Origin of the sequence: Marinobacter panjinensis (genome assembly GCF_005298175.1) — a bacterium.
Taxonomy (GTDB): domain Bacteria; phylum Pseudomonadota; class Gammaproteobacteria; order Pseudomonadales; family Oleiphilaceae; genus Marinobacter; species Marinobacter panjinensis.
In genome coordinates this window covers 141,695-165,219 of the sequence record NZ_SZYH01000003.1, presented here as the reverse complement: position 1 = coordinate 165,219, position 23,525 = coordinate 141,695, and the positions used below count along the sequence as shown (strand labels likewise).

The 23,525-nt window shown below is 58.1% G+C and carries 21 protein-coding genes; 20 read left to right on the top strand and 1 reads right to left on the bottom strand.

The window, feature by feature from the left end:
* Positions 1-3 precede the first annotated feature (3 nt).
* Both FDP08_RS19960 and rplQ read left to right on the top strand, forming a co-directional pair.
* Positions 4-1,008: a DNA-directed RNA polymerase subunit alpha gene (locus FDP08_RS19960; RefSeq protein WP_137438058.1), complete on the top strand. Its 1,005-nt coding sequence runs from the start codon at positions 4-6 to the stop codon at positions 1,006-1,008.
* A 33-nt stretch (positions 1,009-1,041) separates the two neighbouring features.
* On the top strand, positions 1,042-1,440 hold the full coding sequence (rplQ, locus tag FDP08_RS19955; RefSeq protein ID WP_137438057.1) for a 50S ribosomal protein L17: 399 nt from the start codon (positions 1,042-1,044) through the stop codon (positions 1,438-1,440).
* A gap of 135 nt (positions 1,441-1,575) precedes the next feature.
* Here rplQ and uvrA read toward each other — a convergent pair whose 3' ends face one another.
* On the bottom strand, positions 1,576-4,407 hold the full coding sequence (gene uvrA, locus FDP08_RS19950) for an excinuclease ABC subunit UvrA (RefSeq protein WP_137438056.1): 2,832 nt from the start codon (positions 4,405-4,407) through the stop codon (positions 1,576-1,578).
* A 195-nt stretch (positions 4,408-4,602) separates the two neighbouring features.
* Here uvrA and FDP08_RS19945 point away from each other — a divergent pair, with 195 nt between their 5' ends.
* The 18 genes from FDP08_RS19945 to FDP08_RS19855 all read left to right on the top strand — a co-directional run bounded on the left by FDP08_RS19945 (position 4,603) and on the right by FDP08_RS19855 (position 23,514).
* Complete coding sequence (locus FDP08_RS19945; protein WP_137438055.1) at positions 4,603-5,973, top strand: MFS transporter; 1,371 nt, start codon at positions 4,603-4,605, stop codon at positions 5,971-5,973.
* A 59-nt stretch (positions 5,974-6,032) separates the two neighbouring features.
* The gene (gene ssb / locus FDP08_RS19940; RefSeq protein ID WP_137438054.1) at positions 6,033-6,560 is read left to right on the top strand and encodes a single-stranded DNA-binding protein; all 528 of its coding nucleotides are present in this window, start codon (positions 6,033-6,035) and stop codon (positions 6,558-6,560) included.
* A 193-nt stretch (positions 6,561-6,753) separates the two neighbouring features.
* Positions 6,754-8,268 carry a PilN domain-containing protein gene (locus FDP08_RS20565; protein ID WP_228263405.1) on the top strand — a complete coding sequence of 505 codons (1,515 nt, stop codon included), beginning with the start codon at positions 6,754-6,756 and terminating at the stop codon, positions 8,266-8,268.
* Positions 8,265-8,960: a type II secretion system protein M gene (locus FDP08_RS19925; protein ID WP_137438053.1), complete on the top strand. Its 696-nt coding sequence runs from the start codon at positions 8,265-8,267 to the stop codon at positions 8,958-8,960. The genes FDP08_RS20565 and FDP08_RS19925 overlap by 4 nt, the downstream gene beginning before the upstream one ends.
* Before the next feature lies 1 nt (position 8,961).
* A complete protein-coding gene (locus FDP08_RS19920; RefSeq protein WP_137438052.1) occupies positions 8,962-9,276 on the top strand; it encodes a hypothetical protein in 315 nt (104 codons plus the stop codon).
* Positions 9,273-11,003 (top strand): pilus (MSHA type) biogenesis protein MshL, encoded by a 1,731-nt coding sequence (gene mshL / locus FDP08_RS19915; protein WP_137438051.1) that lies wholly within the window; start codon positions 9,273-9,275, stop codon positions 11,001-11,003. Before FDP08_RS19920 ends, mshL begins: the two co-directional genes overlap by 4 nt.
* A gap of 1 nt (position 11,004) precedes the next feature.
* Positions 11,005-11,844, top strand: coding sequence for an ExeA family protein (locus FDP08_RS19910; RefSeq protein WP_137438050.1), 840 nt, complete (start codon positions 11,005-11,007; stop codon positions 11,842-11,844).
* Complete coding sequence (locus FDP08_RS19905; protein ID WP_137438049.1) at positions 11,841-12,899, top strand: tetratricopeptide repeat protein; 1,059 nt, start codon at positions 11,841-11,843, stop codon at positions 12,897-12,899. The genes FDP08_RS19910 and FDP08_RS19905 overlap by 4 nt, the downstream gene beginning before the upstream one ends.
* Before the next feature lie 3 nt (positions 12,900-12,902).
* Entirely contained in the window at positions 12,903-14,684 is a 1,782-nt protein-coding gene (locus FDP08_RS19900; RefSeq protein WP_137438048.1) for a GspE/PulE family protein, read from the top strand.
* The gene (locus FDP08_RS19895; protein ID WP_137438047.1) at positions 14,684-15,913 is read left to right on the top strand and encodes a type II secretion system F family protein; all 1,230 of its coding nucleotides are present in this window, start codon (positions 14,684-14,686) and stop codon (positions 15,911-15,913) included. The genes FDP08_RS19900 and FDP08_RS19895 overlap by 1 nt, the downstream gene beginning before the upstream one ends.
* Positions 15,914-15,916: 3 nt before the next feature.
* Positions 15,917-16,498, top strand: a complete 582-nt coding sequence (locus FDP08_RS19890; RefSeq protein ID WP_228263404.1) for a hypothetical protein — start codon at positions 15,917-15,919, stop codon at positions 16,496-16,498.
* A gap of 23 nt (positions 16,499-16,521) precedes the next feature.
* Complete coding sequence (locus FDP08_RS19885) at positions 16,522-17,046, top strand: prepilin-type N-terminal cleavage/methylation domain-containing protein (RefSeq protein ID WP_282556807.1); 525 nt, start codon at positions 16,522-16,524, stop codon at positions 17,044-17,046.
* A gap of 42 nt (positions 17,047-17,088) precedes the next feature.
* A complete protein-coding gene (locus FDP08_RS20615; protein ID WP_282556806.1) occupies positions 17,089-17,565 on the top strand; it encodes a type II secretion system protein in 477 nt (158 codons plus the stop codon).
* 134 nt (positions 17,566-17,699) lie between these two features.
* Positions 17,700-18,158 (top strand): type II secretion system protein, encoded by a 459-nt coding sequence (locus tag FDP08_RS19875; RefSeq protein WP_137438046.1) that lies wholly within the window; start codon positions 17,700-17,702, stop codon positions 18,156-18,158.
* On the top strand, positions 18,110-18,649 hold the full coding sequence (locus tag FDP08_RS19870) for a type II secretion system protein (protein ID WP_228263403.1): 540 nt from the start codon (positions 18,110-18,112) through the stop codon (positions 18,647-18,649). The genes FDP08_RS19875 and FDP08_RS19870 overlap by 49 nt, the downstream gene beginning before the upstream one ends.
* Positions 18,649-19,428, top strand: a complete 780-nt coding sequence (locus FDP08_RS19865; protein WP_137438045.1) for a prepilin-type N-terminal cleavage/methylation domain-containing protein — start codon at positions 18,649-18,651, stop codon at positions 19,426-19,428. The genes FDP08_RS19870 and FDP08_RS19865 overlap by 1 nt, the downstream gene beginning before the upstream one ends.
* A complete protein-coding gene (locus FDP08_RS19860) occupies positions 19,418-19,849 on the top strand; it encodes a pilus assembly PilX family protein (protein ID WP_137438044.1) in 432 nt (143 codons plus the stop codon). Before FDP08_RS19865 ends, FDP08_RS19860 begins: the two co-directional genes overlap by 11 nt.
* 128 nt (positions 19,850-19,977) lie before the next feature.
* Positions 19,978-23,514, top strand: coding sequence for a LamG domain-containing protein (locus FDP08_RS19855; protein WP_170979112.1), 3,537 nt, complete (start codon positions 19,978-19,980; stop codon positions 23,512-23,514).
* Positions 23,515-23,525 lie beyond the last annotated feature (11 nt).

Genomic DNA, 23,525 nt, shown 5'->3' with positions numbered 1-23,525 from the left:
TCTATGCAGCGTTCAGTACATGAGTTATTGACACCTCGTACCATTGACGTGAAAGAATCAAGCGCCATGCGCGCCAAGGTGACACTGGAGCCTCTGGAAAGAGGTTTCGGCCACACCCTGGGCAGTGCACTGCGTCGTATACTCTTGTCCTCAATGCCGGGCTGTGCCATTACCGAGGCACAGATCGACGGCGTTCTGCATGAGTACAGCGCGATCGAAGGTGTTCAGGAAGACGTCATTGAGATTCTGCTGAATCTCAAGGGTGTCGCCGTGAAAATGGGCACCCGGGACGAGGTTGAGGTAACACTCAGCAAGAAAGGCCCGGGTGTTGTCACTGCCGGTGATATCAAGCTGGATCACGATGTCGAGATCACCAACCCGGATCATGTGATCTGTCACCTGAGTGATAAAGGTGAAGTCAACATGCGCCTGAAGGTTGCCCGTGGTCGCGGCTATGAGCCGGCTGATCAGCGGGGTCTGGACGAGGACGAGACTCGCGCCATTGGACGTCTGCAACTGGACGCAACCTTCAGCCCGGTTCGTCGTGTTGCCTATGCCGTGGAAAGTGCACGGGTAGAGCAGCGCACTGACCTGGACAAGCTGGTTATTGATCTGGAAACCAATGGTACCATCGACCCGGAAGAAGCGATTCGCCGGGCGGCAACCATTCTCCAGCAGCAACTGGCTGTGTTTGTTGATTTCGATCACGAGAAAGAGCCCGAGCGTGTTGAGGAAGAGGAAGAAATCGATCCGATCCTGCTGCGTCCGGTAGATGATCTGGAATTGACAGTGCGTTCAGCTAACTGCTTGAAGGCTGAGAATATTTACTACATCGGCGATCTGATTCAGCGCACAGAAGTTGAGCTGCTGAAGACGCCTAACCTTGGTAAAAAGTCGCTTACTGAGATCAAGGACGTGCTCGCGTCCCGCGGTCTGTCACTGGGTATGCGTCTTGATAACTGGCCGCCGGCTAGCCTTCGTGGCGACGACCGGGTACTGGGCGGTTAATCGCCGATTAGTTTAAGGTAAGGAATCAGAGCAATGCGTCATCGTAAGAGTGGTCGTAAGTTCAGCAGGACCAGTGCGCATCGCAAGGCCATGTTTCGTAACATGACTGCGTCACTGGTTGATCACGAGCTGATCAAAACTACGCTCCCCAAGGCGAAAGAGCTTCGCCGGGTAGCTGAGCCTTTGATCACGCTCGCAAAAAATGATTCGGTTGCGAATCGTCGCCTGGCGTTCTCACGCCTGCGGGACGACGCAGCGGTTGCCAAGCTGTTCAATGAGCTTGGCCCCCGTTACAACGAGCGTCCGGGTGGTTACCTTCGTATCCTGAAGTGTGGCTTCCGTGCTGGCGACAATGCCCCGATGGCATTCGTAGAGCTGGTCGGCCGTCCGTTGGACATCGAAGCAGAAGAAGTGGACGAAAGCGAAGAGTAAGCTTTTCGCCAGGTCCAAAAAAACCGGAGGCTAATCCCTCCGGTTTTTTTATGCCTCGCCCTTGCACGCTACGCATGTGCACTATGTAGGTCGGTTTAGGCCCAACGGGCCGTAAACCGACACCCAGGCTACCCACTACTTCACATTGCGATCCAACACCCCCTTCAAATACCGCCCGGTATGCGACCCGGCAACCTCGGCCACTGTTTCAGGCGTGCCCTCCGCCACAATCTGGCCACCACCAGACCCACCTTCCGGCCCAAGATCAATAATCCAGTCCGCGGTCTTGATGACGTCCAGGTTGTGTTCGATCACCACGATGGTGTTGCCATGGTCCCGTAACCTCTGCAAAACCGTCAGTAGTTGCTGGATATCGTAGAAATGCAGGCCCGTTGTCGGCTCATCAAGAATATAAAGGGTTTTGCCGGTGTCCCGCTTGGACAATTCCTTGGCCAGCTTCACACGCTGGGCCTCGCCGCCGGAAAGGGTAACGGCACTCTGGCCCAGACGAATATAAGACAGCCCGACATCGATCAGGGTCTGTAGCTTGCGGGCAAGGAAGGGGACCGGGTCAAAAAACTCCCGCGCTTCCTCGACCGTCATCGCGAGCACCTCATGGATACTTTTGCCCTTGTAGCGGACTTCCAGGGTTTCCCGGTTGTAGCGCTTGCCTTTGCAGACATCACAAGGCACATAGACGTCCGGCAGGAAGTGCATCTCAACTTTGATGACCCCGTCGCCCTGGCACGCCTCGCAACGGCCACCCTTGACGTTAAAGCTGAAACGGCCAGGTTTGTAGCCGCGGGACCGGGCTTCCTGGGTGCCGGCGAAGAGCTCGCGGATCGGCGTGAACAGGCCGGTGTAGGTGGCGGGGTTCGAGCGCGGTGTGCGGCCAATGGGGCTCTGGTCAATGTCGATAACCTTGTCGAGCTGGTCCAGGCCTTTCAGGGAATCATAGGGCGCGTGGGTCAGGCTGGTGGCCTTATTGAGCTTTGCTGCGCAAACGGGATACAGGGTGCTGTTGATCAGTGTGGACTTGCCTGAGCCGGATACGCCGGTGACGCAGGTCATTACACCCAGGGGCAGTGTGAGCGTTACGTCACGGAGGTTATTCCCGGTGGCACCTTTGAGCACCAGGCTTTTGCCGTTATTGGTGTGGCGTTTCTCCGGGATGGCAATTTCTTTCTTGCCGCACAGGTATTGCCCGGTCAGCGAATCCTCGGCGGCGATAATGTCGGCCGGGGTGCCCTGGGCAATGATATGGCCGCCATGAACGCCGGCACCCGGCCCGATATCGATGACGTGATCGGCCGCACGGATGGCGTCCTCGTCGTGCTCCACAACGATCACGGTATTGCCCAGGTCCCGGAGGTGGAACAGGGTGGCCAGGAGGCGATCATTGTCCCGCTGGTGCAGGCCAATGGAAGGCTCGTCGAGAATATACATGACCCCCACAAGGCCGGCGCCAATCTGGCTGGCGAGCCGGATACGCTGGGCTTCGCCGCCGGAGAGGGTGTCGGCGCTACGCTCAAGAGTCAGGTATTCCAGTCCCACATTGACCAGAAACTGCAGCCGCTGGCGAACCTCCTTGAGGATTTTCTCGGCAATCTCGCCTTTGCGTCCGGGTAGGGCAAGCTTGCCGAAATAGTCATGGGCGTCACCGACCGGCATATGAGTGACATCAGAGATGTTGTTCTTCTCGATGAATACATGCCGTGCACTGCGTCTCAGCCGAGATCCGCCACATTCTTTGCAGGATTGGGTGCTGAGGTTGCGAGCCAGTTCTTCTCGCATGCTCTGTGATTCTGTTTCCCGGTAGCGGCGCTCCAGGTTGGGCAGAATGCCTTCGAACGGGTGGGCCTTTTCCATGATGTGGCCGCGGGAATTCACGTAGCGGAACGGAATGTCCTCGGAACCGGAACCGTAGAGTAATGCCTGACGGAAGTCGTCCGGAAGGTCTTCCCATGGAGTGTCCATATCGACATCGTAGTGCTCGGCCACGCTGGTCAGCATCTGGAAATAGTACACCGCCCGACGGTCCCAGCCCTTGATCGCGCCCTCGGCGAGGGTGGCTTCGGGATGCTGAACGATTTTCTCGGCATCAAAGAACTGCTTTACGCCCAGGCCATCACAGGTGGGGCAGGCGCCGGCGGGATTGTTGAAGGAGAACAGCCGCGGTTCCAGTTCGCTGATGGCGTAGCCGCACTGGTTACACGCATAACGGGCGGAAAAGGTGTGTTCCTCTCCCTCATTATCCATCGGAGCGACCAATGCGATGCCATCGGCCAGCCCCAGTGCGGTTTCAAAACTTTCCGCAAGCCGCTGTTCCAGGCCCGGCTTGACCTTGAAGCGGTCCACGACCACGTCAATCTGGTGTTTGCGTTTCTTGTCCAGCGATGGCAGGTCGTCGATATCGTAAACCCGGCCATCCACACGCAAGCGGATGAAGCCCTGGCTGCGCATGGTATCGAAGACATTCAGGTGCTCACCCTTTCGGTCCCGGATCACCGGGGCAAGGATCATCAGCTTGCTGTCCTCTGGCATGGCCAGCACCTGGTCTACCATCTGGCTGACGGTCTGGGCTTCCAGTGGCAGGTCGTGATCCGGGCAGCGCGGCTCACCAGCGCGGGCAAACAGCAGGCGCAGGTAATCGTAGATTTCGGTAATAGTGCCGACGGTAGAGCGAGGGTTGTGGGAGGTGCTTTTCTGTTCTATGGAAATAGCCGGTGACAGACCCTCAATGTGGTCCACGTCCGGCTTTTCCATCATCGACAGGAACTGGCGCGCATAGGTGGACAGGGATTCCACGTAGCGCCGCTGTCCTTCCGCGTAGAGTGTGTCGAACGCAAGGGACGACTTACCGGAGCCAGACAGGCCAGTGATTACGATCAGCTTGTCCCTCGGCATATCCAGGTCAATGTTCTTCAGATTGTGGGTACGCGCCCCTTTGATCTGGATATGGTCCATAACACCTCGCTGTCGGAAAAAACGAAAATTATACCGCGTTTGGCCCCCGGCCGGCCAAGGCCGCAGTGCTTTTAAGCCTATAAATCCAATATGCCTTGCCTGTGTGCCTTCTGTTACAATGCGCAGCGATTTTGCGAAGGGCAGGCTCCCCTTCTGAACCCAATTTTCCGGAACCCTTATCAGGTCAGGCACCGCATGAATTTACTGGAAAGACGCTCCGTCGCAGCACTGGCATCCGTGTATGCCATGAGGATGCTCGGGCTCTTCATGGTTATGCCGGTGTTTGTTCTTCTCGGTAGTGATTTAAAGGGGGCAACCCCCGCCCTGATAGGCCTGGCAATCGGCGCCTATGGCCTGAGCCAGGCGCTGCTGCAGATTCCGTTCGGCATGTTGTCGGACCGTGTTGGCCGCAAGCGGATGATCTATATTGGCCTGGTTCTGTTTGCCGCCGGAAGTTTGCTTGCGGCTTCCACAGACTCCATATACGTTGTGATTGCAGGGCGGATTCTTCAGGGCGCGGGCGCCATTGCCAGTGTCCTGATGGCGTTGCTCAGTGACCTGACCCGCGAGGAAGAGCGAACCAAGGCCATGGCCACCGTGGGTATCTCCATTGGGCTGTCTTTTTCCGTATCCCTGGTGCTGGGGCCATTGCTGGGCTCGGCCTTTGGCTTGTCCGGTATCTTTTACACCACGGCTGCTCTGGCGGTGGTGGCAATGGTGATTGTCAGTCGCCTGGTGCCGACACCCCATGAGCACAAGTCCAGTGCCGATACCCATCCGGCCCGGGCGATGCTGGGCAAGGTGCTTGCGGATGGCCGGCTGGTGCGGCTCGATTTCGGAATTTTTGCCCTGCATCTGGTGCTGACCGCTATCTTCCTGGTATTCCCGACCTTGCTTCAGGATGAACTGGGCCTGCCGTCGTCCTCCCACTGGTGGTTCTATCTGACCGTCATGGTGACGTCTTTCTTTGCCATGGTTCCGTTTATCATCATTGGTGAGAAAAAACGCAGCATGAAACCGGTTTTGTGTGGTGCAATTGCATTGCTGGCGATTGCAACGGCGTCCATCGGCGGAATTTCAGGCAGTCTGACGACTGCCTGGGCGGTGCTGTTCTTTTTCTTTATGGCGTTTAACCTGCTGGAAGCCAGTCTGCCATCACTGGTGAGCAAAGAGTCACCGGCAGCGGCGAAAGGCACGGCCATGGGTGTTTATTCCACATCCCAGTTCTTCGGTGCGTTTTTGGGTGGCGCCCTGGGTGGAGTGCTTCTTGAACAGCTGGGGCTGCAGGGGGTTCTGTGGCTCATGGTGGTCGTGTTGCTGCTCTGGCTGGTAGTGGCATTGACGATGCCGAGCCCGGGTTACACCGCCAGTTTCGTGGTACAGTTACAACACGTGGCGCACAGCCAGTTTGATGATATTGACGATGCATTGAGAGGGCTTCCGGGGGTGCAGGACGTGGTCATCCTGGAAGAGGCGGAAACGGCTTACCTGAAGGTGGATCGTCGGCAATTTGATGAACTCTCGCTTGCGGACTTTACATTTGTCCGGCAGGGTAGCAGTTCTTGAAAAACCGGAGGCCTGCAGGGAAAGCAGGCTATCCCTGAAAACAGAGTCAGGAGCAGATCATGGCACGAGGCGTAAACAAGGTTATTCTGATCGGGAACCTGGGGCAGGATCCGGACACCCGCTATACACCGAACGGCAACGCGGTGGTGAACTTGAACCTTGCAACAGACGAAAGCTACAAGGACAGGCAGACAGGCCAGCTGGTGCCGAAAACCGAATGGCACCGGATCGTGATGTTCGGCAAGATTGCCGAGGTTGCGGGTCAGTACCTGCGCAAGGGCTCAAAGGTCTACATTGAGGGCAAGCTGCAGACCCGCAAATGGCAGAACAAGGAAGGCCAGGACGTTTACACCACCGAGGTGGTGGTGGATATCAACGGCCAGATGCAGATGCTGGACAGCCGCGGTGGTGAAGGCGGTGGCGCAAGCCAGGGTGCGCCTGCAGGCCGCCCACAACAGGCGGGCAATGCTGCGCCTGCTGCCGCAAGTCAGTCGGGACAGCAGTCTGGTGGCGGTGGATACAGCCAGCCTTCCCAGGGCAGCATGCCTGAGCCGGTCGATGATTTTGATGACGATATACCCTTCTAGCTTACATTCGAGCCGGTTTGTAACGTTTTAGTAGATATCTGATTCCAAGCCCCCGCCGAGCGGGGGCTTTCGTGTTAAAGAGTTGCAAAAAGAGGTCAAATTTAACAAGAAAACATGGAATTACGTTCACTTTCTCAACTATCATGCAGGCCAATGTAGAATCCGTGCACTTTTTAAGCACTGAGGCTGGCGAGTGGCCCGACGTTTTATAACAAGAGTTCTGCGACGTTCTGGTAAGCGGCAACGCGTCTACCTGGAAGTTCGCCCTGACGGCATTGCCTGGGCGGAGTCTGAAGGTTCGGCCGGTTTTTCGGATTGCTCCCCGGCAAAGCGGGAGGATGTTCTCGGCGCCCTATCGGGTGAGCGCAATTGGGCTGGCGCAGACACCACACTCATTCTGCCGCTTGATCAGTATCAGGTATTCCAGCTGGAGCGCCCGGAAGGTATTGATGAGTCCGAGCTTGGCGATGCCCTGAAGTGGAAGCTCAAGGATTTTCTCGATTTTAACCCCTCAAATGCCGTCTCCGACGTGTTTCATTTCCCGGAGGACGCCTCCCGTGGGCGAGGCAGCCTGGTTAACGTGGTTGCCGCACGAAAGTCCCTGGTCAGCGAATTGGTGGCTCTGGTAGAGAGGTGCGGCCTGGCACTGGTGTCCATTGATATTGCCGAGTTGGCCCTGCGTAATCTGGTTCCCCGCATTGATCCTGAGCGGCGCGGTGCGGCCCTGGTCCACATGCGCGAGCGCTTTGGACAGATGATTGTCTGCAAGGGGGAAACGCTTTACCTGTCCCGTCGGCTGGATGTCACCTCTGATGACCTGCGGGATGCAGCAAGCCAGGAGAATGCGGTGCAGTCGCTGGCGCTGGAGATGCAGCGCTCCCTGGATTACTACGAAAGCCAGTTAGGGCAGGTGCCCCCCGGTGTTATCAGATTGGTAGCCCGCGACAACGTCCTGCCATTGTCATCCATGCTGGCCTCCTACGTGGCTGCCAGTGTTGAAACCCTGGACTGGGCGCCTTTTGGTCTTGATGAGCCCCTTGATAGCCGCTGTCTGGTTGCCTGGAGCGCCAGCCTGGCATTGGCCGGGGGAAGCGATGGGCTGGTCCAGCAGGTTAATCTTTATACCGATGAATTGCGGCCCCATAGGGAAAAGTTGCAGGCCGGGATGGCAGCGTCCCTACTCGTGCTCGCGCTGGCTGTGATTGTTGTGGCTGCCGGTGTCGCTCGTTATCAGGAGTCCCGGCTGCAGGCGGAGACCAGGGGCCTGCAGTATCAGAATGAGCGGCTCCAGCGCTCCGTGGAGCAACTGACGAAAGAGGTGGAAGCCAGACAGCCAGACCCCGACGTAGAGGCTGCTCTGGAGCGTGTGACGGCAACCCTGGCACGCCGACAGCGATTGCTGGACCGGGTGGAAAACCTGATTGCTGCCGAGACGACGGGCTTTTCGTCGCCTCTTTCTGCTCTCGCACGTCAGGTGCCGCAGGGGCTGTGGCTGACGAATATCCGGCTTGACGCCAGCAATGGTGCCGTTGGTCTGGCTGGCAAGGCGCAGTCAGGCCGGCTTGTGCCGGTGTACCTTGAAAAACTGGGTGATGAGTCCGCCTTTGCTGGCAAGACCTTCGGCAGCTTCCGGCTGGACCGGGAGGAAGACGGGCGCTGGATTGAGTTCCGCGTGGCGACCGATGCCGATGGGGAGGCCGCGAAATGACGTCTGCACTCCGTCAGCAGTTTGATCAGGGCGCAGCCTGGTTCAACGAACGGCCCATTCGCGAACGGGCGTTGCTCACCATCACCGCTCTTGTGGTGGTCCTGTTTGCGGGTTGGGAGCTTGCGGCTGCTCCGGTGGTAGCGAGCAATGAACAGCTTCGGTCCCGCCTGGTGTCCCTGTCTGATACCCGGGCCTCATTGATGGAGCAGCAGGGCCTGCTGACAGAACAGTTGGCGTCCGACCCGTCACAGGTGTTGAGAAACCAGCTCGCGGCCCGACAGCAGCGGCTGGAAAGATTGAACAATGAACTTGCTGAAACCACGGGGCGGTTGATTGCGCCCCGGGCCATGGTCCTTCTGTTACGGGATATGCTCGCTGCCCAGGATAAGCTTGAGCTTCTCGGGGTAGACCTCCTGGCTCCGGTACCGGTATTTGACAGGCAATCCGGTAGTACCCTGGAAAATGCCAGCGGCAACGACGAGTCCGCGGAGCCGCTGCTGTTCGCCCATGACGCGGAAATAGTCCTGCGTGGGGGCTACATGGATGTACTGGCCTATCTGGAAACGCTCGAAGCCATGGACGCGCGCCTGGGGTGGGTGCTGCTGGAGTATGATTCCAGCGATTACCCTGACAATGAAGTCCGCATCAGGGTTCGCACCCTGAGCCTGGATCGCGCATGGCTGGGAGTGTGATATGAGGCTGTTGTTGCTCACAGTGCTGGCACTGGCATTTTCAAATGCCCTCGCTTTACAGGACCCGACCCGCCCGGACGGTTTTGGTGCTTCGCCGCGGGCCCAGGTGCCGCAAAAAGAGTTTACGCTGGCGTCGGTATTTATAGGCAATGATCGCCGGGTGGCGGTTATTGATGGCGTGGCCCGCAGGGAGGGGCAGACATTCGAGGGTGTTCGTGTCAGGCGAATCCACCTGGACCGGGTAGAGCTGGTTGATCAGGGACGAGTGCGCGTTTTACGCCTTGAACCCCTTCCGCAAGTGCGGAGTTCGCAATGACAGAGAAACGAGCTGATATGACACTGAACCGAACGTTTCTGATCCTGTTGCTGGCCCTGTTTATGACGGCCTGCAGCAATAATCCGTTGATGCGCACCAGCCAGGCCACCTCGACTGACGCCGCGACTGCAATTGATGATGCGATGGCGGAGGCTGAAGCGGAACAGCGGCGAAACGCGCGAGCGGACGCAATGTCCGGCGGCGTGCCCGAGGACGTCAGTGCTGCACTGATGCCTTCGCTGTCCTCCCCGGCTGATGACGAAGACCGCTTCGATGTGAATGCGAGGGGCTTGGCTGCCGGTCCTTTCTTTGAGGCACTGGTGGAGGGAAGCCGTTACAACGTGGTGGTTCATCCTGATGTCGGGGCCATCATCGACCTGCGCCTGGGAGACGTCACGGTGCCAGAGGTCATGGATATAGCCGGCGATCTTTATGGTCTGGATATCCAGCGCAGTGGGCGCCTGTTCCAGGTGAGGGCCGACAGTGTCCAGACACGGCTTTTCCCGATTGACTACCTGCACTTCAAGCGCAGCGGCGGCTCGGAAACCCGGGTCAGTTCAGGGCAGGTCAGCAGCGCGCGGGATAATTCAACCGGCGCCGGTTCAAACCGCGGCAGCTCGAACGACGGTGGCACCGCCAACCTGATAGGTACGCGGATTTCCACCGAAACCGAATCGGACTTCTGGCTCGACATCGAGCGTGCCCTGAAGATGATCATCGGAACTGCCAATGGCAGCCAGGTCATCGTCAACGCCGGGGCGGGCCTGGTGATGGTCCGTTCTGACGGTGAGTCTCTCAGGCAGGTCGACGAGTACCTGCGCCGCACCCAGCTGATTATGCAGCGGCAGGTGGTACTGGAAGCTAAGATCCTGGAGATTGGCCTGAACGAGGGTTACCAGCAGGGTATTAACTGGGCAGACATTCAGAGTGCCTCCAGTATTACCGCATCGGATGGGCTGCCGGAAGATTTTACCGCGCAGGCCCTGGCCGGGCAGGCGATCAGCACTTCGGACATCGGCGGGCTGTTTTCGGCGAGTGTCCGGGCTGGTGATTTTAGCGGGCTGATCGAATTGCTGGGGGAACAGGGCAATGTGCAGATACTGTCGAGCCCGCGAATCTCTACAGTGAACAACCAGAAGGCCGTGATCAAGGTGGGTACGGATGAGTTCTTTGTCACCGACATCGACTTTGATGACAACAACTCGGCGGTTACCGCCACCGATCGGACCTCCACGTCGGTTGAACTGACGCCGTTTTTCTCCGGTATTTCCCTGGACGTAACGCCCCAGATTGCCGAAGACGGTGCCATCACCCTGCACGTTCACCCCTCTGTCAGCGAAGTGAATGATCAGGAGAAGGTGATTACCGTGGGAGACCGGGACGTGGTCCTGCCCCTGGCGCGCAGTACTGTCCGCGAGACGGACAGCGTGATCCGTGCCGAAAGCGGCCAGATTGTGGTGATCGGCGGGTTGATCCAGAACACCAGTGAAGACAACAATTCTGCGGTGCCTTTCTTCAGTGAAATTCCATTGCTGGGGGAGCTGTTCAAGCAACGTCGCTTCCAGTCCCGCAAGAGTGAGTTGGTTATCCTGTTGCGCCCGGTCGTTGCCGGTAGCGAGCAGATGAGTGCTGATGTATCGTCCAGCCGCGAGCGCATGCAGGTTCTGCGGGAACTGCTGGAGTCGTCCGAGTCCGTAAAGCCCCAACCGGAGAAAGCCAGCCGCTAGCATGTACGAATCCCATTTCGGACTGCAGGAAGCACCGTTTGCATTGACGCCCAACACCCGATATTTTCTTCGGGCCCGTAGCCATAGCGATGCGCTGGAGTTGCTGCTGGTGGCGTTGCGTGAACGGGAAGGCTTTATAAAGATTACCGGGGAGGTGGGCACTGGCAAGACGCTGTTATGCCGTCTGCTGCTCAACGAGCTGGAACAGGATGCCCATACCGCCTATATCCCCAACCCGCATCTGACTCCGGATACCCTTTACGAAGCGGTGGCCGAGGAGCTGGGTGTGGACGTGGCACGTTGTGCCAACACTCACCAGATACTCAAAGCGCTGAACGAACGCCTGATAGCCCTGGCTATGGAGCAGCGCCCGGTGGTGTTGGTGATCGACGAAGCCCAGGCCATGCCCGAAGAGACCATCGAGGCCCTGCGGCTGCTGACCAACCTGGAAACCGAAAGTATCCGCCTGCTGCAGGTGGTGCTGTTTGGCCAGCCGGAACTGGATGAGATTCTGAAGCGGGACAGCATGCGCCAACTGCGCCAGCGCATCACTTTCCAGTACCGCCTGGCACCCCTGGACAAGGTGTCGGTGTCACAGTACCTGCGGCACCGCCTGGCCCAGGCCGGTTACAACGGTGGCGAGCTGTTCGCGCCTGCCGCCCTGCGGCTGATCTCCCGTTCCTCCGGAGGTATTCCGCGGCTGGTCAATATCATTGCCCATAAGGCGCTTTTGTCTGCCTGGGGCCATGGTGACCGGCAGGTGGGGCGATCCCATGTCATGCAGGCCATTCGCGATACCGACAGTGCCCGTTTACCCAACCTGCTGGTGAGGTGGCTATGAGCTTGCTCAATGACGCCCTGAGAGCGGCGGAGCAGCGCCAGGACCGGCCAGCGGCACCGGGCGCCTACGCGGGTGGACAGCACCAGCCTCGTAACCGCCGGCCCTTACTCCTGATGGTGCTTGTGGTTTTGGTGCTGCTCATCGCCGTTATGGGGGGCTACTGGGTATTTGCCAACAGTTTCTCGCCAGAGCCAATGGTGAAGGAGAGCCAGCCGTCGCCGGATCAGGCCGTTCAGAGGGATGTTTCCGTGGCAGCTCTGCCGCCCGCTCCGCAGCCTGAGGTGGCCCGGACTGAACCCCTGCCCAAGCAGGCGCCGACACCCGAGCCGGAAGTGGCTCAGCCTGAGGTAAGCAAGCCCGAGCCGGCGGTTGCGTCCTCGTCCCCGGTGGAAGAGGCCCCGGTCGAGCAGGAAGCAAAGTCCGCTGAAACGGAAGAGGCACAACCGGGAAAAATCTCCACTGCAGGCGTCAAGCAGGTTCCGGAGACTCCGGCCGCAAAGGACCGAAGCACTGCAAGGCAGCTTGAAAGACTGGTGGCCAAGGGCAATATCACCGATGCAGAGCGGGGCCTTGCAGCCCTGACGCAGGAGCAAACCGCGCCCCGTAGCCGCTACGTGGTGGCCAGGGCGCTTCTGGTGGACGGCAAACAGGATCAGGCCCTTGGCTGGCTGCCCGAGGGCATTGCGGCTGATCATCCGGGGTTGCGGCTATTGCGGGCCAGGGCTCAGCACGCCAACAGCGACCTGGCAGCGGCTGTCGATACGCTCAGTGCAAACGTGCCACCAGTGCAAGACCACGCGGAATACCGGGTTACCCTGGCGACCCTGTTGCAGCAGCAGGGTAAAAATGGGGAGGCCGCCCGCCACTGGGCCGAATTGATCGCCTGGGATGACAGCCAGGGCCCCTGGTGGGTAGGGCTGGCGATTTCGCTGGAAGCCCAGGGGGAGCAGGCCGGAGCGGCCAGGGCGTACCGACAGGCAGCCGAACTGCCAGGTCTGCCCCGGTCACTGGCGGACTACGTGCAGCGAAGGCTGCAGGCATTGCGAGCAGGATGATTCATGGCTGAAGCAAAGAAGAAAATCCGTATAGGTGACCTGCTGGTCCAGAACGATGTCATCACTGAGCAACAGCTGATGACCGCTCTGCGTGAGCAGAAGAACACCGGGCGGAAGCTGGGCCGCACCCTGATCGACCTGGGCTATGTGGAAGAGGACAACCTCCTTAATATCCTTTCGCGTCAGCTGGAGGTGCCCTTCGTACAACTTCGTCATTTCCAGTTCAATAACGAACTGGTCAAGAAGCTGCCGGAAGCCATGGCCCGCCGTTTCCGCAGTATCGTGCTGGCGGAGCAAAGTGGCGAACTGCTGGTAGGCATGGCCGACCCGCTGGATATCTTTGCGTACGACGAACTGGTACGGGTGCTCAAGCAGCCGATCAAGCAGGCCGTGGTGCGGGAAAGCGAATTGCTGAATACCCTCGACCTGGTTTACCGCCGCACTGACGAAATTGCCTCACTGGCGGAAGAGCTGGAAGACGAACTCGGCGACGATGCCTTCGACCTGGCCGATCTCAGCGCCGAATCCGAAAGTGCAGAAGCCCCGGTGGTCAAGCTGCTGCAGACCCTGTTCGAGGACGCGGTGCAGGCGCGCAGTTCCGACATCCATATCGAGCCGGACGAGACGGTCGTGCGGATTCGCCAGCGTGTGGACGGCGTGTTGCAGGAACAGGTGATGAAGGAGAAGCGGGTGAACTCCGCCCTGGTGCTCCGCCTCAAGCTGATGGCCGGCCTCAACATCTCCGAAAAACGCATTCCCCAGGACGGCCGTTTCAACGTTCGGGTCAAAGGCCGCAGTATCGACGTGCGTGTATCCACCATGCCGGTGCAGTATGGCGAGTCGGTGGTCATGCGCTTGCTGGACCAGAGCCAGGGCATACTCAACCTGGACGTTACCGGCATGCCCCCGGTGCTGCTGGAAAACTTCCGCCGCATGATCAGGAAACCCCACGGCATGATTCTGGTTACCGGCCCCACCGGTAGTGGTAAAACCACCACTCTGTATGGGGCTCTGACAGAACTGAATCGCCCGGAAGTGAAGATCATTACCGCGGAAGATCCGGTGGAATACCGTCTGCCGCGCATAACCCAGGTACAGGTAAACCCGAAAATCGGTCTTGAGTTCGCCAGCGTGCTGCGATCCGCCCTGCGCCAGGACCCGGATATCATCCTGGTGGGTGAGATGCGTGACCATGAAACCGCCGAAATTGGTTTGCGGGCAGCCATGACCGGCCACCTGGTGCTTTCGACGCTGCACACCAACGACTCCATCAGCAGTGCCATGCGGCTGATTGATATGGGCGTGGAGCCCTTCCTGGTGGCCAGTTCGCTGCTTGGTGTTGTGGCCCAGCGTCTGGTTCGAAAGGTGTGTGACAACTGCCGCGAAGGCTATGAGCCCACCAGCCAGGAGAAAGTCTGGCTGGACCAGTTTGATCTTGATCCGTTGGATCTCGAAGCCGGCTTTGTTCATGGCCGGGGTTGCTATCAGTGTGGTAACAGCGGTTACCGTGGCCGGCTGGGCGTCTATGAAATGCTGGAATTGAACGAAGGCATGCTGGACGCCCTGCGCCGTAAGGACCTTTCGGGGTTTACCCGCGAAGCCCGCAAGAGTCATCTTTACCGCCCGCTTGGCATGTGCGCCATGGATTTTGCCCTGCAAGGGATTACCACGCTGGAAGAGGTCGCCCGGGTGGCCGCCACCTCGGAAGGTGACATTTCCCTGGAAGAGGTGCCCGTGCTGTCTCAGGCTGCGCGGCCTCATGCGCAGAGTGAGGGCGGCGCCTGATGCAGTTCAGTTATCGGGGTAAGGACATCAGGGGAGCCGTGCAACAGGGTGCGCTGGCCGCGCCGAGCCCGGAAGCAGCGGCGTCCGAGCTCATGCGGCGGGGTATTACGCCACTGTCCATTCGCGAGCAGGATCAGAGCGAATCCCTGGGCGAGCGGCTGAACAAGATGCCGATTTTCCGCAAGAAAATCAGCCTGGATGAACTGATTGTTTTCTGCCGCCAGATGTACGCACTGACCAAGGCGGGCATCCCGTTGATCCGGACCATGCGTGGACTGGCGGACACCACCCGGTCACAGGTGCTCAGCGAAGTGCTGGACGACGTGACTGACCGCCTGGAAGGTGGCTCTACCATGGCCACAGCCATGCAGGCCCATCCGAAGGTATTTTCGGAACTGTTTATCGCCATGATCCACGTGGGCGAGAATACCGGGCAGCTGGACGACGCCTTCAAGCGCCTGTCTGACATTCTGGAACTGGAGCGGGATACCAAGCGCCGCCTCAAGCAGGCCATGCGTTATCCCATGTTTGTGGTGATTGCCCTCTTTGCTGCCCTGATGGTGGTGAACTTCCTGGTGATCCCGAAGTTTGCTGCGGTCTTCAACAAACTGGGTGCCGACCTGCCGTTCCTGACCCAGGTACTGGTGGGCACGTCCAACTTCCTGCTGGGGTACTGGTACATCGTTCTGTTTGGCGTTGCCGCGACCATGCTGCTGGTGCGCCAGTGGAAGCAGACCGAGCAGGGGCGTCTGACCTGGGATCGCTACAAGCTGAAAATGCCTATCATCGGCCCGCTGCTGGAGCTCATTACCCTTAGCCGGTTTGCCCGCAATTTCGCCAGTATGCTGTCAGCGGGCATGCCCGTGACCCACGCGCTCACCGTGGTTTCAGACGCTACCGACAACGCCTGGATATCCAAACACATCAAGGATATGCGGGCAGGAATTGAGCGTGGCGAAAGCCTGTTGCGTACAGCGCGGCAGAGCGATATGTTCACGCCCCTCATTTTGCAGATGATTGCTGTGGGCGAAGAAACCGGCTCCGTGGACGACATGCTGATCAATGTGGCCGATTTCTACGATGAAGATGTCGACTACGGTCTGAAGCGGCTCGCGGAGTCCATCGAGCCGATACTGATTGTCGCCATGGGCATACTGGTCCTGATATTGGCACTGGGCGTGTTTCTGCCCATATGGGACCTGGGGGCTGCTGCCATGGGGCGGGGATAAGGCATGGCGCGGCAGCCACTATCGGACTCCGCCAGCATAAAGAATTCCCGCTGGCTCCGGAACCTGGTAGCACTGGCCATACTGTTTTTCCTCTGGTGGTTTCTGTTAGGCGTGCTTGAGCGAGAAGTCCAACGAGCCGAGGAACAGGCCGCCAACATGGTGATCGGCCAGTTGCGATCCGCGCTGGTGATCAAGGGTGCTGAAGTCATGCTTGACTGGCATGACAGCCTGGAAGAACACGAAGGCATTAACCCCTTTGAGCTGATTGATCATCAATGGGGAAGCTACGCCGGTCAGTGTGCGGAAGACCTTCCTGAGGCAGGGAACTGGTGCTTCAGAGAGAGGACGCGACAAGAAACAGTAGAACAGGGTAGAGGGTGGCTAATTTATAATCCGCGGCAGCCGATAACCATACAGGACCGGCAAGCAAACGCCGGTGAGCCCCTGGCCTGGAGAGTTACAACAGAGTTTGCAGACCGCAACGGAAACGGACAGCGGGAGCAAGACGAACGATCAACTGGCCTCAGACTGATGCCAGTGTCGTTAACAGAAGACTCAGTCGATATGCAAAACGCAGCTCGCTGAAGAAACGAATCCAGAAACCGGGTATGGGGCTGATGATGAAACAGATCGATAGAAAACAGGAACAACGGGGCTTTACGCTGATTGAGCTGGTGGTGGTTATTGCCATCCTGGCGATTCTGGCGGCCTTTGCGCTGCCAAGGTTTGCGCAGCTCTCGGAGCAGGCACATCAGTCGACCATCAGGGCCACTGCTGGCGCGTTGGCGGCCGGTGTCGCTCTGGCAAAAACGCAGTGGGTATCCAACGGGTTTACCACCGCTCAAACAGATGTGGTGGGATTCGGGAACGACAATGTTGATGTTAACGGAGAGGGCTGGCCTACCTCCGTTGCTTCAAATGACACTAGCAACACCATGGACGCAACCAAATGTGAAGAGGTCTGGCTCGGAGTATTGCAGTCAAACGCGCCGACGGTGAGCGGGACCAACCCGGAGTACGTCATTTCCATAAATGCCGCCGGTGACTGCGTGTTTACCTATCAACCAGATGGTGAGGGCAGCACCATCGCTTACGACCCAGACACTGGTGAGATTAACACTACTATTAACTGATCAACCTGAAAGCCATCTGGCGACCAAAAACGGAGTACGTTTATGAAAGCGATGACAGTCATTGCAGCAAGAAAAGAAAAAGGTTTCACCCTGATCGAACTGGTTATGGTGATTGTGATTTTGGGTATTTTGGCGGCGTTTGCATTGCCTAGGTTTGCGGATTTTGGTGGAGATGCACGTTCAGCATCGCGAGAAGGAATTTCCGGATCAATTCGGTCGGCGAGTGCGATTGCCCATGCAAAGTGCCTAGCCTCTGACTCGTGCTCAAATACAGATGCAACTGCAACTATCACTTTGGAAGGTGTCACCGTTGATATGGTACACGGCTATCCAGCTTCTGTTCCGGTCTCGTCGCCAGGGGTTGGTATCGGTGGTGCCGCTCAAGTCGACGGAGTAGATTTTGATGAAACATCAGACCCGTTCACGGTAACAATTGCTAGTGATTGTACTGTGACATACACGCAGGCAACTTCAGCGACTGTTCCGCCAGTTATTGGTGGTGACGAAACTTGTAGTTAACAATCTTCGTACGTCGGATTAGCGGAGCGCGATCCAAGAAAGCTGATCACTCATGGCACCCAATGTCGGATTACGCTCACGCTAATCCGACCTACGTTTTGCGTGTGGGGTGGCCGGGAATCCGGGGGAGGGGCATGACAATAAAGAACGCCCCGAGGTCATCGGGGTTCACCCTTGTTGAGCTGGTTATGGTCATCATCCTGATCGGAGTGCTCTCCGCTCTGGGTGTTGGCCTGTTTGCCGGTCGTTCGGCCTTTTCTCCCTTGCTGGCAACCCAGCAACTTGCCTCCGCCTCACTGCTTGCACAACAGGCAGCGCTGGCGGGCAATGAGGCAAGTGGTTTTACGGTGACACAGGGCCCCGATGATTTTGTCTTCACGGTTGGCCCTGGCACTTCTTCCGAACGGCAGTTCCGTATCGGGCGAAACGGAACCAGCTTTTCCGTTGCAGGTGCAACCCTTCCCATCAGCTTCGATGATCTGGGCCGTCCTGATACTGCCGGGAATGTCTTGTTTACGTTTTCGGGCGAGAGCACCTACCAGACATGCCTGAGTTCCCTGGGCGCGGTCTATGCCGGGAGTTGCCAGCCGTGATCATGATGCAGCGCGGCACCACCCTGGTGGAGTTGATCATCACCATTGTCATCATTGGTGTGGCGATTGCGGGCGTGGTAGGGGCCTTTTCGCTCATCGTTGGCCGCAGTGCAGATCCTCTGAACCAGACCCGGGCGGTCTCCCTGGCCCAGATTTATATGGATGAGATTCTGTCGAGAAGATATTCAGAAAACACGCCGCAGGGCGGTGTGCCCAGATCGAGCGGCTGCTCCATCAACACGGAAGAGTCAGATCGGGCCGCCTACGACGATGCTGACGACTATAACGCCATCAATAATGAGAGCCCCAGAAACGCGGAAGGCGACCTGCTTGATCCAACCGCCTATTCCGGGTTCACGGTATCGGTGAGCGTGGTCTGTGCTGGCGGAGAAATCGGTCTTCCCGGTGACGACGCCAAGCGCATAGATGTCACGATTCTGGATCCTTTGGATCAGAATTATCAATTTACCGTCTATCGGACCAACTTCTGATGCGCCGGCATGCAGGTTTTACGCTGGTGGAACTGATCATCGTGATCATCCTGCTGGGTATAGTCGCCACAATTTCCGTACAGTTTGTGGCTCTTTCGACCAGCGGTGCCATCGACGTGGGGGCCCGTCAGCAAAGAGCACTGCAGGGTGTTGTGATCAGCGAGCAGATCACCAGGGAGCTGCGTGGTGCCTTTCCGCTGTCCGTGCGTACCTCCGGCAGCTGTATTGAATGGATTCCCATCGCAGCAGGGACAAGTTATACGGAGCTGACCAAAGGGCCGGACTTTGACCGCATTTCTGTCGCCCCGTTAAGCAATGTTCCCGCAATAGGAGGCATTCGGGCCGTGGTCTATGGTTACGGAACACCGGTCTCCTCACTCTACGGCGACTCCGATCCGGGGCCGGTGTCATCGGAAATCAGCGCAATGGACAATGGTTCATCGCCTGCAGTGATAACCCTGAGTGAGAGCCACCGGTTCAGCCGCCAGTCGCCAGAGAAGCGTCTTTTCATCGTCAGTGAGCCGGTTAGTCTCTGCCAGAGTGGCCGCTTCCTGTACCGTTACAGTGGTTATGCCAGAGACCCAAGCCAGCCGGCACCACCTATCGATGGCATTTCTGAGGTGATGGCGGCCAACCTTCAGGGCAATGTGGATTTCCAGTTTACGCCGGCGACCTTCCGCAGGGCCGCGGTAGTGCAGTTTACCTTTACCCTGGAAGATCGACAGGGCGATGAGACCACGACGGTCAGCCAGGAGGTGCAAATCCGTAATGTACCGTGATCCCGGCTTTAACAGACAGAATGGCGCCGGCCTTCCTGTTGCACTGTTTATCATCACGGTGCTTGCTTTGCTGGTATTGGGCATGGCGCAGCTCCAGGAGAGCAGCAGCGAGTCTGTCAGCTTGCAGATTCAGTCCCAGAGGGCATTTTTCGCTGCGGAGAGTGGTGCCCAGGCGGGGGTGGCCAGTGTCCTGAATGACGCGGACCCACCCAGTGTGTGCCCTGCCTTGGGAAGCAGTTGGTCGGTTAATTTTCCCAGCGCTGCCCTGGCCGGATGCGAGGCTGCCATTTTCTGCTCGTCTGCGGACACACCTGGAATCGGCGGCTCCGGCGGCAACAGGATCTATTCGCTGGCCAGCACAGGCCAGTGCGGCTCCGGCCCTGACCGGGCCGAACGTTCTGTGGAGGTTCGATTCCGATGACAAGATGGTGGACTGCCTCTCGAAACTCTGTGCTTTCCCGTCTATGCCTGCGAGGTCTGGTCGCTCTGGGCGCTGTGTTTTACAGCGGCGCTGTCTGGGCTGCCTGCTCGGCGGATTTTCACGGGTTGGTGACAATCAATGAAGTTCATCAGCTCTCGCAAGGTAGTAACAACGACCGGTTTATCGAAATCAAAGTCCTGTCCGCAGGTATCACCGCTGCGGACTATGACGGCTGGACACTGAGCGCCTGTACCGACGTCGACTGCACTGGCGATCTGTCTGTGGCCGGTATGGACGATTCTACCTATCCTTGGATAAGCGCAGGTAATTCCATCATCACCAGTGAAGACTTTATCGATCTGTCGGATGGTATGGATGTCATCCTGAAAGATAGCAGTGGAGACACCATTGACTATCTGTCAGTGGGTGAGTTCTATAACCAGCGTGACGAAGAATGCGAACCGGCATACGACTGGGAAGCAGAGGGGTCCAATACCAAAACCCTTAACCGGCAGCCAGATGGCGCGGGAAGCTGGGGCGGTGATTCCGGGGCGTCGGGAGAGACCACTGAAGGTAACACCAATGATGGGGATGTCGGCGGTCCCGGCATTGATCTCTCAGGCGCCACGGTATTTCAGGGTGAAGATGCGATCTTCACGGTGACTCTGAGCGAGTCCGCTTCAGAAGACCTGAGGGTGGATTACCAGACCAGGGACGATACTGCGGTTGCTGGCATTGACTACACAGCAACCACCGGCACCATCACCATTGCCTCGGGCGACCTCACCGCTCAAGTGACAGTACCAACCCGGGTTTCGGGCAGTACCGAATTGAGACGTTTCTATCTGTCCCTCAGTAACGCCCGGAACGAAGCGGGTGAGCCCTTTGGCGTACTCGAAAGCCAGTTAGGTGTAGGTCTTATTTTGCCCGAGCCCCTGGTGACCTACCGGATGGAGCAGTTGGACTGGTCTGGCAATCCGGGCGAGGTCCTCGATGCCAGCGGCAATGGCCGGAATGCCACAGCACTCAATGGGGCGACCACAGGCCAGGCCGGGTCGGCCATCCCGGGGAATCCGGGTACCTGTCGCTACGGTGACTTCGATGGCGCAAACGACCAGCTAAGGGACACGGATGCAGGTGACTACCTCAATGGTCTTGGTGCCGTTACCGTCATGGCCTGGGTCTACAACGGCGCTCAGCTGGCCGGCAACGACCGCGGGATTTTCTTCACGGATGACCCCGCTTCGGGCCGGGACAACCGCTTTGGCCTGCGTTATGACACAGCCGGCTTTTTTGGAAATCAACAGAATGTGATCAAGGCAAGCATTTCATCGGACGACTGTAATGCCAGCGAAGAGTGTCTGCAGGTGGAAACCGTGGGAAATGTCATGGTCCGGGATGAGTGGCAACACCTGGCCATGACCTGGGAGCGCGGCAGAGGCATCAAAGTCTTCGTTGATGGAGTCGAGGTTGGGGTCTCGGCGAGTGAAGGAACTGGCGGTGACGGCCTGCTGGCTCGGGTTGGACGCCTTGACATCGGGCAGGGCGCCAAGAACCAGCGCTGGCTGGGGCGAATTGATGAATTCCGCATATTCGGAGCGGCGCTGAGCGCTGAAAAAATCGACCAGAAAAGACGGCTGACTTTTCCCTGCAACATCGGCCCGGATCATATCCGCCTGACACACCCCGGTAGCGGCCTGACCTGCTCGCCAGCCGATATTACTGTTACTGCCTGTGCTGATGAAGATTGCAGCACGCTATTCAGTGACCCTGTGACCGTGGATTTCTCATCACCCACGGAAAACTGGTCGCCAGACCCGATCACCTTTACCGAAACCACCAATGTTTTGCTGCAATACACGACAGCTGAAACCGTGACCCTCAATGCCCAGGCCAGCAGCCCTCTGGCAACCAACCCGCCCCGTTGCTTCAGCGGGGGACTGGAAACCTGTGAAATGACCTTCCTTGATGCCGGTTTCATCATCGACGTGCCCGCTCATACCTCTGCGGTGGCAGCGGGCGGTACAATCGCTGCAGTCCGAAAGGAGGATACCAGCCAGCGCTGCGTGCCCGGTTTTTCAGACGTTACCCGGGATGTCGCCCTCTGGTCGACCTACAGCGACCCAAGTTCGGGAACCGAAGCCGTCGTGATAGGCGCGCAGCCGGTTGCCAAGGCCTCACCGGGCACGGTGAATACCTTTGACTTCAACGCTAATGGCATCGCGGCTTTTGATCTGACCTACCCGGATGTTGGTCGTGTGGGGTTGAACGCCCGATATGACGGCAGCGAAGCGAACGGCGATGCCGGCCTTGTGCTCATCGGACAGGCCGATTTTATTGCCAGGCCGGACCGCTTCAGGTTGGATGTTCCCGGCAATCCTCAGGCCACGGATGCCAGCGGTAGTATTTTCAGGACTGCGGGTGAATCGTTTGAAATTACAGTGTCAGCGCTCAATGCCAACGGTGATCTGACTCCCAACTTCGGGCAGGAAAGCTCCCCCGAATCGGTGGGTCTTGAGTCTCTTCTGATAGCACCGTCCGGTGGTGAGGACCCGCCCATTGGCGGGGGCTTTGGTGCCTTCGGTCAGGCCTGTGACGGAACCAGTGCTGCTAATGGTAGCGCCTGTGGTGAGTTTAATTGGCCCGAGGTGGGCATTATCGCACTGACACCGCGGCTGGCAGGGGGCTCCGGCTATCTGGGGTTCGAGGACGTGGTAGGAACCCGGCTGGACAACGTGGGCCGATTCATTCCGGCACGCTTCGAGCTGACGGTCGCCGAGGCGGGTATTGTTGATCCTTTCTGCACGGCCAGTACTACTGATTTTGCTTATATGGGGCAGAGCCTGAACTGGCAGAATGGTTTTGAGCCTATCATTACGGTCGACGCGCTGAATGCCGCCGGCACCGTGACTCAGAATTATACGTCTGGCGATTTTCTGAAGCTTGATGCACTGGACCTCGCCAGGGTGGCAGGTAGCAATGATAATACTGCCGTCGATGGGCCGGGAAACCCTTTCCCGGTTACGGCAACGCTTGCGGGAATGACTCTGTCGAACCTTGGTGCCGGGCAAGTGCAGTATATCTTTTCTGCTGCAGACACTTTGGTTTTCGACAAAACCACTGATTCGCGAGTGGCACCATTTACGCCGGATTATTCCATTGAGTTGAGTGGATTGGAGGATTCGGACGGCGTAACCGCTTCGCCCCAGACACCCATGGAATTGAGCCCCTCATTCGGCTTCCAGATACGATATGGGCGATTGAACATAGACAATGCCTACGGTCCTGAAACAGCCGACCTGACCGTGCCTTTCCGGGCCGATTATTACACGGGCTCGGAATTTGTCCTCAATGAGGCGGACAGTTGTTGGGTTTATGATTCGGGTACGATGGTGTCGCTGGATGAGTCCGGTCTGTCCGGGGGCAGCACATCGGTTATCGCCGCATCCGATACGCTGCTCGTCGGAGAACCTCCTGCAGGCAGTGAACTGATTCTGTCAGCTCCGGGTGAGGGCAACACGGGCGATGTGGGAGTGACCTTTTCGGTCCCCGACTGGCTCCAGGGCGACTACAATGATGACGGAGCCTTGGAAAACCCCTCTGCCCTCGCCACTTTCGGTGTTTACCGGGGCCATGACCGGGTTATCTACTGGCGAGAAAGGTAGCGGGAAAGAGG